The organism is Micrococcus sp. iso_239 (assembly GCF_056173395.1).
The window spans coordinates 1,583,052-1,599,915 of record NZ_CM149672.1 but is presented as its reverse complement, the minus strand read 5'-3'; the positions used below and the strand labels follow the sequence as shown (position 1 = coordinate 1,599,915).

General features: G+C 68.2%; 9 protein-coding genes and 3 rRNA genes. 11 read left to right on the top strand and 1 reads right to left on the bottom strand.

The genetic code is table 11. The annotated features are described in order from the left end of the window. The first annotated feature begins 597 nt into the window (after window positions 1-597). The 11 genes from AC0VX2_RS07420 (at window position 598) to AC0VX2_RS07370 (ending at window position 15,456) form a co-directional block, all read left to right on the top strand. Window positions 598-2,120 (top strand): 16S ribosomal RNA (locus tag AC0VX2_RS07420). Between the two features lie 438 nt (window positions 2,121-2,558). After that, a 23S ribosomal RNA gene (locus AC0VX2_RS07415) occupies window positions 2,559-5,650 on the top strand. Window positions 5,651-5,842: 192 nt separating this feature from the next. Continuing rightward, window positions 5,843-5,959: ribosomal RNA gene (rrf, locus tag AC0VX2_RS07410) — 5S ribosomal RNA — on the top strand. The 16S, 23S and 5S rRNA genes sit together here, the layout of an rRNA operon. 518 nt (window positions 5,960-6,477) lie before the next feature. Next, a complete protein-coding gene (locus tag AC0VX2_RS07405) occupies window positions 6,478-7,380 on the top strand; it encodes a hypothetical protein (RefSeq protein WP_231866285.1) in 903 nt (300 codons plus the stop codon). Further along, window positions 7,377-8,207, top strand: coding sequence for an HAD-IIA family hydrolase (locus AC0VX2_RS07400; RefSeq protein ID WP_051995271.1), 831 nt, complete (start codon window positions 7,377-7,379; stop codon window positions 8,205-8,207). Before AC0VX2_RS07405 ends, AC0VX2_RS07400 begins: the two co-directional genes overlap by 4 nt. Beyond that, a complete protein-coding gene (locus tag AC0VX2_RS07395; protein ID WP_475432481.1) occupies window positions 8,200-9,042 on the top strand; it encodes a TlyA family RNA methyltransferase in 843 nt (280 codons plus the stop codon). The genes AC0VX2_RS07400 and AC0VX2_RS07395 overlap by 8 nt, the downstream gene beginning before the upstream one ends. Window positions 9,043-9,156: 114 nt before the next feature. After that, the gene (locus AC0VX2_RS07390; protein ID WP_036383271.1) at window positions 9,157-10,245 is read left to right on the top strand and encodes an NAD kinase; all 1,089 of its coding nucleotides are present in this window, start codon (window positions 9,157-9,159) and stop codon (window positions 10,243-10,245) included. Continuing rightward, window positions 10,242-11,984, top strand: coding sequence for a DNA repair protein RecN (recN, locus tag AC0VX2_RS07385; protein ID WP_036383274.1), 1,743 nt, complete (start codon window positions 10,242-10,244; stop codon window positions 11,982-11,984). Before AC0VX2_RS07390 ends, recN begins: the two co-directional genes overlap by 4 nt. A 41-nt stretch (window positions 11,985-12,025) precedes the next feature. Beyond that, entirely contained in the window at window positions 12,026-12,733 is a 708-nt protein-coding gene (locus AC0VX2_RS07380) for an NUDIX domain-containing protein (protein ID WP_101966169.1), read from the top strand. Beyond that, window positions 12,730-13,737 (top strand): site-specific tyrosine recombinase XerD, encoded by a 1,008-nt coding sequence (xerD, locus tag AC0VX2_RS07375; RefSeq protein WP_475432478.1) that lies wholly within the window; start codon window positions 12,730-12,732, stop codon window positions 13,735-13,737. Before AC0VX2_RS07380 ends, xerD begins: the two co-directional genes overlap by 4 nt. Before the next feature lie 9 nt (window positions 13,738-13,746). Beyond that, on the top strand, window positions 13,747-15,456 hold the full coding sequence (locus AC0VX2_RS07370; protein ID WP_080695883.1) for a CTP synthase: 1,710 nt from the start codon (window positions 13,747-13,749) through the stop codon (window positions 15,454-15,456). Between the two features lie 245 nt (window positions 15,457-15,701). Here the strand turns inward: AC0VX2_RS07370 and AC0VX2_RS07365 are convergent, their stop codons facing one another. Beyond that, window positions 15,702-16,847 (bottom strand): bifunctional 2-methylcitrate synthase/citrate synthase, encoded by a 1,146-nt coding sequence (locus AC0VX2_RS07365; protein WP_044659885.1) that lies wholly within the window; start codon window positions 16,845-16,847, stop codon window positions 15,702-15,704. Between the last annotated feature and the right edge of the window lie 17 nt (window positions 16,848-16,864).

The window sequence follows — 16,864 nt, the reverse complement described above, 5'->3', positions numbered from 1 at the left end:
GGATTCGTGTGTAGAGTTCCATCTCGTGCTCAAGACGCCGACCGGGTGACCGGGAGGCGGGGTGAAGAACACAGAATCCGCGGATTCATGCCGAGAATGGCAGGTCCAGGGCGGGTGGTGCTCACCGGGTGCGCGGCCGGCAGTGATGCGGGTCGGAATTCCTGAAGAAGATGATCTGGTTTGACAGCCGGGAATCATGTGGTAAGCTTTGCGAGGCCTTCCACGTGGATGGTCCGGTGAGTGTCTGACACCGCGTTGAGCGGAGTTGACATGGTCGGATCATGTGGTAAGGTTTTCTAGCCCGACCATGTGAACGGACGGTGAATGCTTCGGACACGGAGTTGACACGGTCGAAACGGATGGTCTAGGATGGAGAAGTTGCTCCAGAGCGAAACGGCCCGCGGAGCGGGTCGCTGAAGCTGGAAGCGCCTGTTGTTTGAGAACTCAATAGTGTGCCAAGTTTGTTGATGCCAATTGTTTTAACACATATTGGTTGATCATCGCCTGCCACCCCCGTGGTGTGGTGATGGTCTACCAGGTATTGAATGGATGTCGTGGTGGTTATTTCCGGCTGCCACGGTGTTGTTCTGTAATTTTTTTACGGAGAGTTTGATCCTGGCTCAGGATGAACGCTGGCGGCGTGCTTAACACATGCAAGTCGAACGATGAAGCCCAGCTTGCTGGGTGGATTAGTGGCGAACGGGTGAGTAACACGTGAGTAACCTGCCCTTAACTCTGGGATAAGCCTGGGAAACTGGGTCTAATACCGGATAGGAGCGTCCACCGCATGGTGGGTGTTGGAAAGATTTATCGGTTTTGGATGGACTCGCGGCCTATCAGCTTGTTGGTGAGGTAATGGCTCACCAAGGCGACGACGGGTAGCCGGCCTGAGAGGGTGACCGGCCACACTGGGACTGAGACACGGCCCAGACTCCTACGGGAGGCAGCAGTGGGGAATATTGCACAATGGGCGCAAGCCTGATGCAGCGACGCCGCGTGAGGGATGACGGCCTTCGGGTTGTAAACCTCTTTCAGTAGGGAAGAAGCGAAAGTGACGGTACCTGCAGAAGAAGCACCGGCTAACTACGTGCCAGCAGCCGCGGTAATACGTAGGGTGCGAGCGTTATCCGGAATTATTGGGCGTAAAGAGCTCGTAGGCGGTTTGTCGCGTCTGTCGTGAAAGTCCGGGGCTTAACCCCGGATCTGCGGTGGGTACGGGCAGACTAGAGTGCAGTAGGGGAGACTGGAATTCCTGGTGTAGCGGTGGAATGCGCAGATATCAGGAGGAACACCGATGGCGAAGGCAGGTCTCTGGGCTGTAACTGACGCTGAGGAGCGAAAGCATGGGGAGCGAACAGGATTAGATACCCTGGTAGTCCATGCCGTAAACGTTGGGCACTAGGTGTGGGGACCATTCCACGGTTTCCGCGCCGCAGCTAACGCATTAAGTGCCCCGCCTGGGGAGTACGGCCGCAAGGCTAAAACTCAAAGGAATTGACGGGGGCCCGCACAAGCGGCGGAGCATGCGGATTAATTCGATGCAACGCGAAGAACCTTACCAAGGCTTGACATGTTCTCGATCGCCGTAGAGATACGGTTTCCCCTTTGGGGCGGGTTCACAGGTGGTGCATGGTTGTCGTCAGCTCGTGTCGTGAGATGTTGGGTTAAGTCCCGCAACGAGCGCAACCCTCGTTCCATGTTGCCAGCACGTAATGGTGGGGACTCATGGGAGACTGCCGGGGTCAACTCGGAGGAAGGTGAGGACGACGTCAAATCATCATGCCCCTTATGTCTTGGGCTTCACGCATGCTACAATGGCCGGTACAATGGGTTGCGATACTGTGAGGTGGAGCTAATCCCAAAAAGCCGGTCTCAGTTCGGATTGGGGTCTGCAACTCGACCCCATGAAGTCGGAGTCGCTAGTAATCGCAGATCAGCAACGCTGCGGTGAATACGTTCCCGGGCCTTGTACACACCGCCCGTCAAGTCACGAAAGTTGGTAACACCCGAAGCCGGTGGCCTAACCCTTGTGGGGGGAGCCGTCGAAGGTGGGACCAGCGATTGGGACTAAGTCGTAACAAGGTAGCCGTACCGGAAGGTGCGGCTGGATCACCTCCTTTCTAAGGAGCATTAGTGCCCGTTGCATCACCGCGTGTGTGATGGCGGGTTGCTCATGGGTGGAACATCAATGAATGGTGCCAGTGGTGGTGCCGGCAGTGCTCGAGTACGTCATGCCTGTGAGGGTGTGGTTGGAATGGGTGGTGTTGGTGGCTGCGAGCTGGTGTTGGCACACTGTTGGGTCCTGGAACAGCAGGCACCCTGATCTGTGAGGGTTGGGGTTGTTGTTTCTGGTCTCCGTATCTTGTGAAGCTGGCCTTGTGGGTTGGTGGATGGGGTGTGGGTTGTTGTTTGAGAACTGCATAGTGGACGCGAGCATCTTATTTTTTTGTTGCTGCATCGTTGATCGCACTGTTCCCCCTGGGGTGGTGTGTGAGGTGTGGTGATGCCGAGAATGACATCTTAGTTAGATATTGCTCATTTGAGGACTTTCATTGTGTGTGAAAGTTTCCAAGGGCGCATGGTGGATGCCTTGGCAACAGGAGCCGAAGAAGGACGTGGGAATCTGCGATAAGCCTGGTGGAGTCGATAACCGGACGTTGAGACCAGGATTTCCGAATGGGGAAACCCCGCACGACGTGTCGTGTGACCCCCGGTTGAACACATAGACCGGGTGGAGGGAACGTGGGGAAGTGAAACATCTCAGTACCCACAGGAAGAGAAAACAAAAGTGATTCCGTTAGTAGTGGCGAGCGAACGCGGATGGGGCTAAACCGTATGTGTGTGATACCCGGCAGGGGTTGCATGTGCGGTGTTGTGGGCCCCTCCTTGTCATGTCTGCCGGCATGGCGCAGTGAGGTGCGGGCATATAGACGAACCAGTGTGGATGCTGGACCGTAGAGGGTGAGAGTCCCGTAGTCGAAATGTGTTCCGCCGCTGTTGGAGGGTTGCCCGAGTAGCACGGGGCCCGAGGAATCCCGTGTGAATCTGCCAGGACCACCTGGTAAGCCTGAATACTACCTGTTGACCGATAGCGGATCAGTACCGTGAGGGAATGGTGAAAAGTACCCCGGGAGGGGAGTGAAATAGTACCTGAAACCATGTGCCTACAAACCGTTGGAGCCTCCTTGTGGGGTGACAGCGTGCCTTTTGAAGAATGAGCCTGCGAGTTAGTGATACGTGGCGAGGTTAACCCGTGTGGGGAAGCCGTAGCGAAAGCGAGTCTGAATAGGGCGATTGAGTCGCGTGTCCTAGACCCGAAGCGGAGTGATCTACCCATGGCCAGGTTGAAGCGCGTGTAAGAGCGCGTGGAGGACCGAACCCACTTCAGTTGAAAATGGAGGGGATGAGCTGTGGGTAGGGGTGAAAGGCCAATCAAACTCCGTGATAGCTGGTTCTCCCCGAAATGCATTTAGGTGCAGCGTCACGTGTTTCTTCCCGGAGGTAGAGCTACTGGATGGACGATGGGCCCTACAAGGTTACTGACTTCAGCCAAACTCCGAATGCCGGGAAGTGAGAGCGTGGCAGTGAGACTGTGGGGGATAAGCTTCATAGTCGAGAGGGAAACAGCCCAGACCACCGGTTAAGGCCCCTAAGCGTGTGCTAAGTGGGAAAGGATGTGGAGTTGCTGAGACAACCAGGAGGTTGGCTTAGAAGCAGCCACCCTTGAAAGAGTGCGTAATAGCTCACTGGTCAAGTGATTCCGCGCCGACAATGTAGCGGGGCTCAAGTACACCGCCGAAACCGTGGCATTCAGTTTTGCTGGATGGGTAGGGGAGCGTCGTTCACGAGGTGAAGCCAGCGGGTAACTTCTGGTGGATTGTGGACGAGTGAGAATGCAGGCATGAGTAGCGAAAGACGGGTGAGAAACCCGTCCGCCGGATGACTAAGGGTTCCAGGGTCAAGCTAATCTGCCCTGGGTAAGTCGGGACCTAAGGCGAGGCCGACAGGCGTAGTCGATGGACAACGGGTTGATATTCCCGTACCAGTGAAGAACCGTCCATGTTGAGCCGGTGATACTAACCGCCCGAACCATCCCGAACCCCGTCTTTGACGGGGTCGGTGATGGGGAGCGCGGGACCTGAACCGGGGAGGCAAGCGCATTAACAGGTGTGACGCAGGAAGGTAGCCGGGCCGGGCAATGGAAATGACCTGGTCTAAGGGTGTAGGGCTGCCGGTAGGTAAATCCGCCGGCTGTATGCCTGAGACCTGATGGGCGCCCACATGGTGGGTGATCCGGTGATCCTATGCTGCCTAGAAAAGCATCGGCGTGAGGTTCAAACTGCCCGTACCCTAAACCGACACAGGTGGTCAGGTAGAGAATACTAAGGCGATCGAGAGAATCATGGTTAAGGAACTCGGCAAAATGCCCCCGTAACTTCGGGAGAAGGGGGGCCCCAACCTTGAGCACCACGTGCTGGTGTGAGGGGATCGGGGCCGCAGAGACCAGGGGGAAGCGACTGTTTATCAAAAACACAGGTCCATGCGAAGTCGTAAGACGATGTATATGGACTGACTCCTGCCCGGTGCTGGAAGGTTAAGGGGACCCGTTAGCTTCGGCGAAGCGGAGAACTTAAGCCCCAGTAAACGGCGGTGGTAACTATAACCATCCTAAGGTAGCGAAATTCCTTGTCGGGTAAGTTCCGACCTGCACGAATGGAGTAACGACTTCCCCGCTGTCTCAACCATGAACTCGGCGAAATTGCATTACGAGTAAAGATGCTCGTTACGCGCAGAAGGACGGAAAGACCCCGTGACCTTTACTATAGTTTGGTATTGGTATTCGGTGTGACTTGTGTAGGATAGGTGGGAGACTGTGAAGCGGGCACGCCAGTGTTCGTGGAGTCGCCGTTGAAATACCACTCTGGTCACTCTGGATATCTAACTTCGGCCCGTGATCCGGGTCAGGGACAGTGCCTGATGGGTAGTTTAACTGGGGCGGTTGCCTCCTAAAATGTAACGGAGGCGCCCAAAGGTTCCCTCAGCCTGGTTGGCAATCAGGTGTCGAGTGCAAGTGCACAAGGGAGCTTGACTGTGAGAGTGGCAGCTCGAGCAGGGACGAAAGTCGGGACTAGTGATCCGGCGGCTCGTTGTGGAACGGCCGTCGCTCAACGGATAAAAGGTACCTCGGGGATAACAGGCTGATCTTGCCCAAGAGTCCATATCGACGGCATGGTTTGGCACCTCGATGTCGGCTCGTCGCATCCTGGGGCTGGAGTAGGTCCCAAGGGTTGGGCTGTTCGCCCATTAAAGCGGTACGCGAGCTGGGTTCAGAACGTCGTGAGACAGTTCGGTCCCTATCCTCTGCGCGCGTTGGAAATTTGAGAAGGTCTGTCCTTAGTACGAGAGGACCGGGACGGACGAACCTCTGGTATGTCAGTTGTACCGCCAGGTGCATGGCTGATTAGCTACGTTCGGGATGGATAACCGCTGAAAGCATCTAAGCGGGAAGCCGGCTTCGAGATGAGATTTCCTTGCCCCTTTGAGGGTGTGAGGCCCCCAGCTAGAACACTGGGTTGATAGGCTGGATGTGGAAGCGAGGACTGAAGACTCGTGAAGCTGACCAGTACTAATAGGCCGATGACTTACACACACTCTTATCCTATTGCTTGCTTCAAGGTGATGGGTTGGTGTTCGCGTCCACTGTGCGGTTGTCTGATTGCAACCGGCTGTCTGCTTGTTGGTGGGTGGTTGGGGTGTTTTGAGTTGAATAGTGTCACTGTTGTGTGACCCGTAGGTTTCCCTGCTGTTGCCCGTGTTGAGGGTGGTGGTGTGGGGTTAGGGTTACGGCGGTCATAGCGTGGGGGAAACGCCCGGTTCCATTCCGAACCCGGAAGCTAAGGCCCACAGCGCCGATGGTACTGCAGCCGGGAGGTTGTGGGAGAGTAGGTCGCCGCCGGACATTCTTTGAGGGAGGGCCTCGCACTGTTGGTGCGAGGCCCTTCCCGCATTTCTGGACTGTTTTCCCCGCAAGGACGGTCTGCCACAGGCTCCGGGCACTAGCCTGGTCCCCTGAGGACCCGGCCGCGAGGCCGGCACATGAGGAACAGAGACCGCGTTCCCGCGGACCGTCGCGGCGTGACGCCCAGGAAGGACACCATGGCTGAGGACACCCCCCGAGAGCGCCGCGAGGACCGCGGATCCGAGGGCCGCGGGCCCCGTGGTGGCGGTGATGGCCGGCGTCGTGGTGGTGACCGCGACGGACGTCCTCGCAGCGGTGCCGGTGACCGGCGCCGCTCCGGCGGGCCTCACGAGGACCGGCGGCGCGGCCCGGGCCAGGGGGGCGGACGCCCCGAGCGCCGCGGTGCGCCGACGGGCCCTCGTCGCGAGGACCGCGCCGAACGACCCGCGCACAATCCCGGTGACCTCCGAGCGGCGAATCGTGCGGACCAGGAGCGCTCTCCGGACATCGACCCGGACGTGACGGGCCAGGAGCTCGACCGCGGCACGCTCAAGGAGATCAACGGCCTTGACGAGCGTCCTGCCAGCTGGGTCGCCAAGCATCTCGTGATGGCCGGCCGCTACCTGGACGTCGACCCGGCGCTGGCGTTCCAGCACGCCCTCGCCGCGTCCCGTAAGGGCGGCCGCCTCTCACGCGTGCGCGAGGCAGTCGCGCTCACCGCCTACGCGGCGGGGGAGTACGCCGACGCGCTGCGCGAGTTCCGCACCTACCGGCGCATGACGGGCGACGACACCCACATCGCCGCGCAGGTGGACAGCGAGCGTGCCCTCGGCCGCACGGAGAAGGCCCTGCAGCTGGCCGCCGAGGTGGATGCCTCGCGTCTGGACCGGGCGGCGCGGGCCGAGCTGGCCATGGTCGTCTCCGGCATCCGCGAGGACGCCGGCGACCTTCAGGGTGCCCATGAGGCCCTGCAGATCCCGGAACTGGACCGGCGGCGCGGCTACCCCTTCTCTCCCCGGCTGTTCCAGCGTCAGGCCGACGTGCTGCTCGCCCTGGGGCGCCGCGACGAGGCTCGGCTCTGGGCGCGTGCCGTGCGCGTCGCGGAGAAGGCCCTCGGCGTGGGCGGGTTCGCGGACCCGGAGATCATCGACGTGGACACCGAGCCGGTCGAGGACCCCCGGGACCGCCGCCCGTCCCCCCGCGACCGGCGCCACGAGCGGTATGCGGCCGAGGCCGGTGCGGAGCCGACGGCGGACGGATCCCCGGCCGAGGAGCCGGAGGCCGCCACGGAGCCGACCGAGGCGCCCCGGCCGGAGGCCGCCGCAGAGCCGCCGGCCGCCGTCGACGCGCCGGACGAGGTCGACCCGAACCAGCTGTCGCTGTTCGACGCCCTCGAGGCCCCGGAGGCAGACGAGCGGTGAGCGCCACGTTCTTCGCCGGTCACGACGGGCTGCTCTGCGACCTGGACGGCGTCGTCTACGCCGGAGGCGGCGCGATCGCCGGGGCGGTCGAGACGCTGTCGACGCTGCAGGAACGGGGCGTGCCGGTCGGGTTCGTGACGAACAACGCCTCCCGCGCGCCGGAGTCTGTGGCCGAGCATCTCCGCACGCTCGGGGTGCCCGCGCAGGCGGGGCAGGTCTTCGGCTCCGCACCGGCGGGCGTCGACCTGCTCGAGGAGACGCTCGGCCGCCGCACCGGCCGGGTGCTCGTGGTCGGCTCGGCGTACCTGCGCGCCGTGGTCGAGGAGCGGGGCTACGAGGTGGTCGCGTCCGCGGCGCAGCGCCCCGACGCGGTGATCCAGGGCTTCGACCCCGGTCTCGGCTGGGCCGATCTGGCGGAGGCGGCGTACGCCGTGCGCGCCGGGGCCACCTGGGTCGCCACCAACCTGGACACCTCGATCCCGCGCGCGGAGGGGATCGCCCCCGGCAACGGGGCCCTCGTCGAGGCGGTGGGCCGGGCCACCGGCACCGCGCCCGTCGCGGCGGGCAAGCCCGAGCCACGACTGTTCCGGACGGCGGCCGAGGCCCTCGGCCTGGCCCGTCCCCTCGTGGTCGGCGACCGCCTGGACACGGACATCCGCGGCGGCAACGCGGCGGGGTTCGACACGGTGCTCGTCCTGACCGGCATCGACACGCGCGAGACCGCGGCCGCCGCCCCCGGGCCGGACCGGCCCACGTGGGTCCGTGCGCACCTGCCCGCTCTGCTCGCCGGCGGGGCCGAGGGCTCCGCGGACCCACGGCGTGGCTGAGACCGCACGCGCCGACGTCGCCCTGGCCGCCCGGGGCCTGGCCCGCTCCCGCACGGAGGGCGCGGCGCTCATCCGCGCGGGGCAGGTCCTCCTCGACGGCCGCCCGGTGCGCCGGCCCTCCGACCGCGTGGCCGCCGACGCCACGCTGCGCCTGCGCGACCCGGGCCCGCGGTACGTCTCCCGTGCGGCCCACAAGCTCGTCAGCGCGCTCGAGGCGTTCCCGGACGTCGCCGTGGCCGGCCGCCGGGCGCTCGACGCCGGGGCCTCCACCGGCGGATTCACCCAGGTCCTCCTCGAGCGGGGCGCCGAACGGGTGGCCGCCGTGGACGTGGGCCACGACCAGCTGGCCCCGACCGTCCGGGCCAACCCCCGCGTCCTCGTGCGCGAGGGGCTCAACGTCCGCGACCTCAGGGCCGAGGACATCGACGGTCCGGTGGACCTGGTGGTCTCCGACCTGTCCTTCATCTCGCTGCGCCTCGTCCTCGCCCCGCTCGCGGGCGTGTGCCGACCCGGCGCGGAGCTGCTGCTCATGGTCAAGCCCCAGTTCGAGGTCGGGCGGCGCGCCCTGCCGCGCTCCGGCGTCGTCACCGATCCGGACGCCCGCCGCGACGCCGTCGCCGGGGTGGCCGCGGCCGCGCTGGGCGCCGGCCTCGCCCCCCGCGGCCTCACCCGATCCGGCCTGGCCGGCCAGGACGGGAACGCCGAGTTCTTCCTGCGGCTCCACCGCCCCGACGCCACCGCGGCCGACGACCCGGCCGGCAGGACGAGCCCGGCCACGCCCGCCGACGAGCGCGCCGCCGGGTGGGTCCGGGGCGCCCACATCGACTGGTCCTGACCCGCGTCCGGGGGGGCGCCGCCCGTCCACGGGCGCGGGGCCACCGGTTCGCGTGTCCGATCTCGTGGCTATCCTGGAGCGCAGTGCCCGGCACCCCGGCTCGCGGAAGGAACCATGCCCTACACCCCCGGACGTCGTGTCCTCGTCCTGACCCACACGGGCCGCGAGGACGCCATCAGCGCGGCGCTGCAGGCCACCCGCATGTTCGCGGAGGAGGGCCTGGTCAGCGTCATGCTCGAACAGGACGTGGCCGCCATCCGCGCGGCCGCGGGGGACCCCCCGGAGTTCGCGCCGGAGGCCCTCGGGGTCGACTGCGAGCTCGAGGACATCACCCTCGGCCTCGTCCTCGGCGGCGACGGCTCGGTGCTGCGGGCGGCCGACTTCGTCCGCGGCCACAACGTGCCACTGCTGGCGGTGAACCTGGGCCACGTCGGCTTCCTCGCCGAGTCCGAGCGCACCGACCTGCACCGCACCGTCCAGGCGATCGCCTCGGAGTCCTACGTAGTGATCGAGCGCATGGCCCTGGACGTCGTCGTGCTCGTGGAGGGCCGCGAGGTGGCCCGCACGTGGGCCCTCAACGAGGCCTCCGTGGAGAAGTCCCACCGGGAGCGGATGCTCGAGGTGGTCGTCTCCGTGGACAACTCGCCGCTGACGGCCTTCGGCTGCGACGGCGTCGTCCTGGCCACCCCCACCGGCTCCACCGCCTACGCCTTCTCCGGCGGGGGCCCCGTCGTGTGGCCCTCCGTGGAGGCCCTGCTGTGCGTGCCCATCAGCGCCCACGCCCTGTTCACCCGCCCCCTCGTGGTGGGTCCGCGCTCCACGATCGGCGTGGACGTGCTCACCCGCACCCGCGAGACCGGTGTGCTGTGGTGTGACGGCCGGCGCACCGTCGAACTGCCGCCGCAGGCCCGGATCGAGGTGTCCCGGTCGGCGGAGCCGGTGCGCCTGGCCCGTCTCAACCCGACGCCCTTCGCGGAACGGCTCGTGCGCAAGTTCCGGCTGCCCACGGACGGCTGGCGCGGCCCCGTCACCGCCCAGGAGCGGGCGGGCGTGCTCCACGCGGTGGAGACCGTCGAGCCGCGGCACGCGGGGCCGCGTCCCGACGTCGTCGAACCGGCCACCATGCCGCTGTCGGTGCTCTCGCCCGCGGACATCCAGCGCCACCGCGACCGCGGGGCGCGTCACCCCGGGGAGGACGCATGATCGACCATCTGAGGATCTCGGGGCTCGGCGTGATCGGCGAGGCCACCGTGGACCTGGACCCCGGCTTCACCGTCGTCACCGGCGAGACCGGCGCCGGCAAGACCATGGTGGTCACCGCCCTGGGCCTGCTGCTCGGCGCTCGCGCCGACGCGGGCGCGGTCCGCCGGGGCTCGTCCCGTGCCGTCGTGGACGCCGGCGTCCGCCTGCCCGAGGCGCACGCCGCGCTCGCCCTCGCCGAGGACGCCGGGGCCGTGCTGGACGAGGCCGACGAGGGCGTCCGGGAGCTCGTCCTGAGCCGCAGCGTCACGGCGTCCGGGGAGGGGACCCGCTCGCGCGCCGCCGCCGGCGGGCGGACCGTGCCCGTCGGCCTGCTCGCCGAGATCGGGGCGACCCTCGTGGCCGTGCACGGCCAGAACGACCAGGTCCGCCTCCAGGGCGCCGACGCCCAGCGGCACGCCCTCGATGCGTTCGGCGGCGCCGAGCTCGCCGCGGCCCTGCGCGCCTACCGCGCGGACCACGCCGCCTGGACCGCCGCGCGTCGGGAGCGCGAGGAGCTCACCGCCCACCGCCAAGAGCGGGCCCGCGAAGCCGAGGCGCTCCAGCGCTCGCTCGAGGAGATCGACCTCGCCGAGCCGCAGGAGGGCGAGGACGAGGAGCTGCGGGCTCTCATCCGCCGGCTCGAGGACGTCGAGGAGCTGCGCGCCGCCTCCGGGGAGGCACACGCCCGACTGGCCGGCCCCGACGTGGACACGATGGACGAGACCCCCGGCGCCGTCAGCCTCGTGGAGGCGGCGCAGCAGGCCGTGCTCGCCGCCCCCGGCGACGACCCCGAGCTCGCCGCCGCGGCCGCGCGCCTGGCCGAGGCCGCCGTCGTGCTCACGGACATCGCCGGCGACCTGGCCCGCTACACCGCTGACCTGGACGCCGACGCGGCCTCCGACCTCGACGCGGCCCAGTCGCGGCTGGCCGAGCTCACACGACTGCAGCGGCTCTACGGGCCGGAGCTCGCCGACGTGATCGACTGGGCCCGGACCCAGCGTCCGCGCCTGGACGAGCTGCAGGGCGACTCCGGCCGCCTCGAGGAGCTCGAGGCGGAGGTCGACCGGCTCGACGCCGCGCTGCGCGAACGGGCCGCGACCCTCACCGCCCTGCGCACCGCGGCCGCCGAGCGGCTCGAGACCGCGGTGACCGAGGAGCTGCACGCCCTGTTCATGCCGGACGCCTCCTTCCACGTGGGACTGACGCCGGTCGCCGGGGACGGTCTCGGCCCGTACGGCGCTGAGGACGTCACGCTCGCCCTGCGCCCCCACGCGGGCGTCGAGCCCCGGCCCCTGGGCCGCGGCGCCTCCGGCGGCGAGCTCTCCCGCGTGATGCTCGCCCTCGAGGTGGTCCTGGCCGCCACGGACCCGGTGCCCACCTTCGTGTTCGACGAGGTCGACGCCGGCGTGGGCGGTGAGGCCGCCGTGCGGATCGGGGCCCGCCTGGCCCGGCTCGCCCGCCACGTGCAGGTCATCGCCGTGACGCACCTGCCCCAGGTCGCCGCCTACGCGGACCGGCACGTGCGGGTGGAGAAGAACTCGGACCCGGCCGCGGGTGTGACCACCTCCGACGTCGTGACGCTGACGGCCGACGAACGGGTCGAGGAGCTCGCCCGCATGCTCGCCGGGCACGGGGACTCCGCGGCGGCCCGCGAGCACGCCCGGGAGCTGCTCGAGTCCTCCGCCCGCGAACGCGGCTGACCCGGTCCGCGGACGCCGCCCCGACATGAAAGGATCGCCCCATGCCTGAGATCCCCGCGTCCGCGGGACGCTCGCCCCTGCGCGACCTGCACGTCCCCCGCCCGGTGAAGAAGTCGAAGACCGTCTACGAAGGCCGAGTGTGGGACATCGCCCGGGAGTCGTTCCGCCTGGACCCGGCGGACAAGTCCCAGGATCCCCTGACCCGGGAGCTGATGGTGCACCCGGGCGCCGTGGCGATCCTCGCGGTCCGCACCAAGCTCACCACCACCGGCCCCCGCGAGCAGGTGGCCCTCGTCCGCCAGTACCGCCACCCCGTGGGCATGGAGCTGTGGGAGATCCCGGCGGGCCTGCGGGACGTGGACGGGGAGGACCTCCACCAGGTCGCCGTCCGTGAGCTGGCCGAGGAGGCCGACCTGCGCGCCCTCGAGTGGCACACCCTCGTCGACTACTACACGACCCCGGGCGGCTCCAGCGAGGCGATCCGCGTGTTCCTGGCCCGTCAGATCGAAGAGATCCCCGACGGCGAGCGGCACACCCGGCAGGACGAGGAGGCCGCCATGCCGCTCGTGTGGGTCGGCGTCGACGAGGTGACCGACGCCGTCCTGGATGGGCGCGTGCACAACCCCTCCACGGTCGTGGCGATCCTCGCCCTGTGCGCCCACCGCGCCCAGGGGTGGCGGCGCCTGCGCCCCGTGGACGCCCCCTTCGTCCCGGACCGCCACGGCCCCGGGGCGGACTGGCCCGCGTGAGCACCGACCCGGCCGCCCGGGGGAGCGGCGAGGCCGAGGCCCGTGGGGGCCGGGGCGCGGAGTCCGCGCTCGCGGCCCCGTTCCGCCGCCACCTGGAGCACCTGGCCGTCGAGCGGGGCCTCGCCGCGAACACGCTGGCCGCCTACCGCCGCGACCTCGAGCGCTACCGCCGCTGGCTCGAAGCCCACGGGGTGCGCGCCCCCGCCGACGTCGACCCCGGCCACGTCTCCGGCTTCCTGCGGGCGCTGGGCACCGGCGAGGACGGCGGGCGGCCCCTCGCGGTCCGCTCGGCGGCCCGCGTGCTCGCGGCCGTGCGCGGCCTGCACCGGTTCTGGGCCCTCGAGGGACTCACGCCCGCCGACCCCGCCCGCGACGTCCACCCGCCGAAGCCGGGCGACCGCCTGCCGAAGGCGCTCCCCGTGGAGCAGGTGACGGCGCTGCTGGAGGCCGTGCCCGTCGACACCCCCGCCGGACTGCGGGACCGCGCGCTGCTCGAGTTCCTCTACGGCACCGGCGCCCGCATCTCCGAGGTGGTCGGCCTCGACGTCGACGACGTGGTGGGGCTCGCGCAGACCGGGGACGACGGCGGCCAGCCCGTGGTCCGCCTGTTCGGCAAGGGGTCCAAGGAGCGCGTGGTGCCGATCGGCTCCTACGCGGCCGCCGCGCTCGACGCATGGCTGGTGCGGGGACGGCCCACGATCATGGCGGGAGTCACACGCTCCACGCCCGCCCTGTTCGTCAACGCCCGCGGGGGCCGGCTCTCCCGGCAGTCCGCGTGGGCCGTGCTGAAGCGGGCGGCCGAGCGCGCCGGCCTCGAGGCGGACGTCTCGCCCCACACCCTGCGCCACTGCTTCGCCACGCACCTGCTGGCCGGCGGCGCGGACGTCCGCGTGGTCCAGGAGCTGCTCGGGCACGCGTCCGTGACCACCACGCAGGTGTACACCCTCGTCACCGTGGACTCCCTGCGCGAGGTCTACTCCGCCGCGCATCCGCGCGCGCGCTGAGCCCCGCACCTGATACGCTCAAAATCCGTGGTGAAACGAACTTCTCGTACTCAGACGTCCACGCGCGTCACCCGTCACGTGTTCGTGACCGGCGGTGTCGCCTCCTCCCTCGGCAAGGGGCTCACGGCCTCCTCGCTCGGCCACCTGCTCAAGGCGCGCGGGCTCAGGGTGGTGATGCAGAAGCTCGACCCCTACCTCAACGTGGACCCGGGCACCATGAACCCGTTCCAGCACGGCGAGGTGTTCGTCACCGAGGACGGCGCCGAGACGGACCTGGACATCGGCCACTACGAGCGCTTCCTCGACGAGGACCTCGACGGCCTGGACAACGTGACCACCGGCCAGGTGTACTCCACCGTGATCGCCCGCGAGCGCCGCGGCGAGTACCTCGGGGACACCGTCCAGGTCATCCCGCACATCACCGACGAGATCTGCCGCCGGATGCGCCTGCCCGCGGAGCCCCGCGGCGACCGCCCCGCCCCGGACGTGATCATCACGGAGATCGGCGGCACCGTCGGCGACATCGAGTCGCAGCCCTTCCTCGAGGCCGCCCGCCAGGTCCGCCAGGACGTCGGCCGCGACGACGTCTTCTTCCTGCACGTCTCCCTCGTGCCGTACATCGGCCCCTCGCAGGAGCTCAAGACCAAGCCCACCCAGCACTCCGTGGCCGCCCTGCGCTCGATCGGCATCCAGCCGGACGCGATCGTGCTGCGCTCGGACCGGGCCGTCCCCGACGATGTCCGCGGCAAGATCGCCCGCATGTGCGACGTCCCGCAGGACGCCGTCGTCAACTGCGCCGACGCCCCCTCCATCTACGACATCCCCCGCGTCATCCACGACCAGGGCCTCGACGCCCACGTGGTGCAGTCCCTGGACCTGAAGTTCAAGGACGTGGACTGGACCGCGTGGGATGCCCTCATGGACGCCGTGCACCACCCGGAGCACGAGCTCACGGTGGCGCTCGTGGGCAAGTACGTGGACCTGCCGGACGCCTACCTGTCCGTCACCGAGGCGCTGCGCGCCGGTGGCTTCGCCCACCGGGCCAAGGTGGGCATCCGCTGGGTGGCCGCGGACGAGTGCGCCACCCCCGAGGGCGCGGCGGTGGCGCTCGCGGACGTCGACGCCGTGTGTGTGCCCGGCGGCTTCGGCGTGCGCGGGCTCGAGGGCAAGCTCGGCGCGCTGCGGCACGCCCGCGAGCAGCGGATCCCGACGCTGGGTCTGTGCCTGGGCCTGCAGTCCATGGTCATCGAGTACGCCCGCAACGTCCTCGGCCTGGAGGACGCGGACTCCACCGAGTTCGACCCGGAGACCGCCTCGCCCGTGATCGCCACCATGGCCGAGCAGGAGCAGATCGTGGCCGGCGAGGGGGACCTCGGCGGCACCATGCGCCTGGGCGCCTTCCCCGCGACCCTGCGCCCGGGCTCCGTGGTGGCCGAGGCCTACGGCACCACCGAGGTGACCGAGCGCCACCGCCACCGCTACGAGGTGAACAACGCCTACCGCGACCGCCTCGAGGAGGCCGGTCTCGCGATCTGCGGCACCTCCCCGGACGGCGCCCTCGTGGAGTTCGTGGAGCTGCCCCGGGACGTGCACCCGTACTACGTGTCCACGCAGGCCCACCCGGAGTTCTCCTCCCGGCCGACCCGCCCGCACCCGCTGTTCGCCGGCCTCGTCGCCGCCGGCCTGGCCCGCCGCGCCGACGCGGCGGCCCGGCGCTGAGGGGCCGACGACCGGCCCGACACAGTGGTCACGACACGCCGTCGCCGCGCCCGGCACGCGGCGTGTCGTGACCACTCTGCGAGGGCGTCGCACCGATGACGACACGACGACGGCGGGCCGCCCCACCCGGGGCGACCCGCCGTCGTCGTGCACGCGGCACCGCGCCGCGAGCGAATGGGGCGACGTGTCGGAGGTGATCTGCGTCTACACCTCCGACAAGTCGCCCCGACCGCCCCTCACGAGGCTCAGCCCGCCGGCAGCTCCCGCTGCTCGGGGCCGTCGTAGGCCGAGAGCGGGCGGATCAGCGCGTTCGCGGCGCGCTGCTCCATGATGTGGGCGGTCCAGCCGGTGATGCGTGAGGCGATGAAGATCGGCGTGAACAGCTCGGTGTCGAAGCCCATGAGGTGATACGTCGGGCCGGCGGGGTAGTCGAGGTTCGGCTTGATCTGCTTGGCCTCGTCCATGGCCTGCTCCAGACCGTCGTACAGGCCGAGCATCTCCTCGCGGCCGTAGTGCTCGATCATCCGGTCCAGTGCGGCCTTCATGGTGGGCACGCGGGAGTCGCCGTTCTTGTAGACGCGGTGGCCGAAGCCCATGACCTTCTTCTTCTGGGCCAGGGCGTCCTCCATCCATGCCTTCGCTCGGGCGGCGGCGTCCTCACGGGACTCCTCCTTCCGGATGCCGATCTCGTCGAAGGTGTGCATCACGGCCTCGTTGGCGCCGCCGTGCAGCGGGCCCTTGAGCGCGCCGATCGCACCGGTCACGGCCGAGTGCAGGTCGGAGAGCGTCGAGGTGATCACGCGCGCGGTGAAGGTCGAGGCGTTGAACGAGTGCTCGGCGTACAGCACCATCGAGACGCGGAACGCGTCCACGACCTCCGGGGCGGCCTCCTCGCCGAACGTCATCCACAGGAAGTTCTGCGAGTAGTCCAGGTCCTCACGCGGCTCCACCACCTCCTGGCCGCGGCGACGGCGCTGGTCGTAGGCGACGACGGCTGGGAACGCCGCGAACAGCGCCTGGGCCTTCTCCAGCTCGGCCTCGGGGGAGGAGTCCTCCGCCTTCGGGTGGTTCGCGCCGAGCACGGACACGGCGGTGCGGCCGACGTCCATGGGGTGGCAGTCGGTGGGCAGCAGGTCGATGGCCTGCTTCACCTTCGGGTCGAGGGCACGGTGGGTGCGCTCGAAGCGCTCGAACGCGGTCAGCTCCTCGTCCGTGGGCAGCTCGCCCGTCCAGAGCAGCAGCGCGACGGCCTCGAACGAAAGCTGCGCGGCCAGGTCCTGCACGGGATAGCCGCGATACAGCAGGGAGTTCGTCTCCGGGTTGACCTTGGAGATCGCCGTGGTGTCCACGACGACGCCGGCCAGGCCCTTCTTGATCTCGGTCTCGGTCATGGTGTCCCTCCTCGGGG

Excerpts from the sequence above, each read along its gene's own strand:
- recN (WP_036383274.1), top strand. The coding sequence starts at position 10,242 with ATGATCGACCATCTGAGGATCTCGGGGCTCGGCGTGATCGGCGAGGCC.
- AC0VX2_RS07390 (WP_036383271.1), top strand. The coding sequence starts at position 9,157 with ATGCCCTACACCCCCGGACGTCGTGTCCTCGTCCTGACCCACACGGGC.
- AC0VX2_RS07380 (WP_101966169.1), top strand. The coding sequence starts at position 12,026 with ATGCCTGAGATCCCCGCGTCCGCGGGACGCTCGCCCCTGCGCGACCTG.
- AC0VX2_RS07365 (WP_044659885.1), bottom strand. The coding sequence starts at position 16,847 with ATGACCGAGACCGAGATCAAGAAGGGCCTGGCCGGCGTCGTCGTGGAC.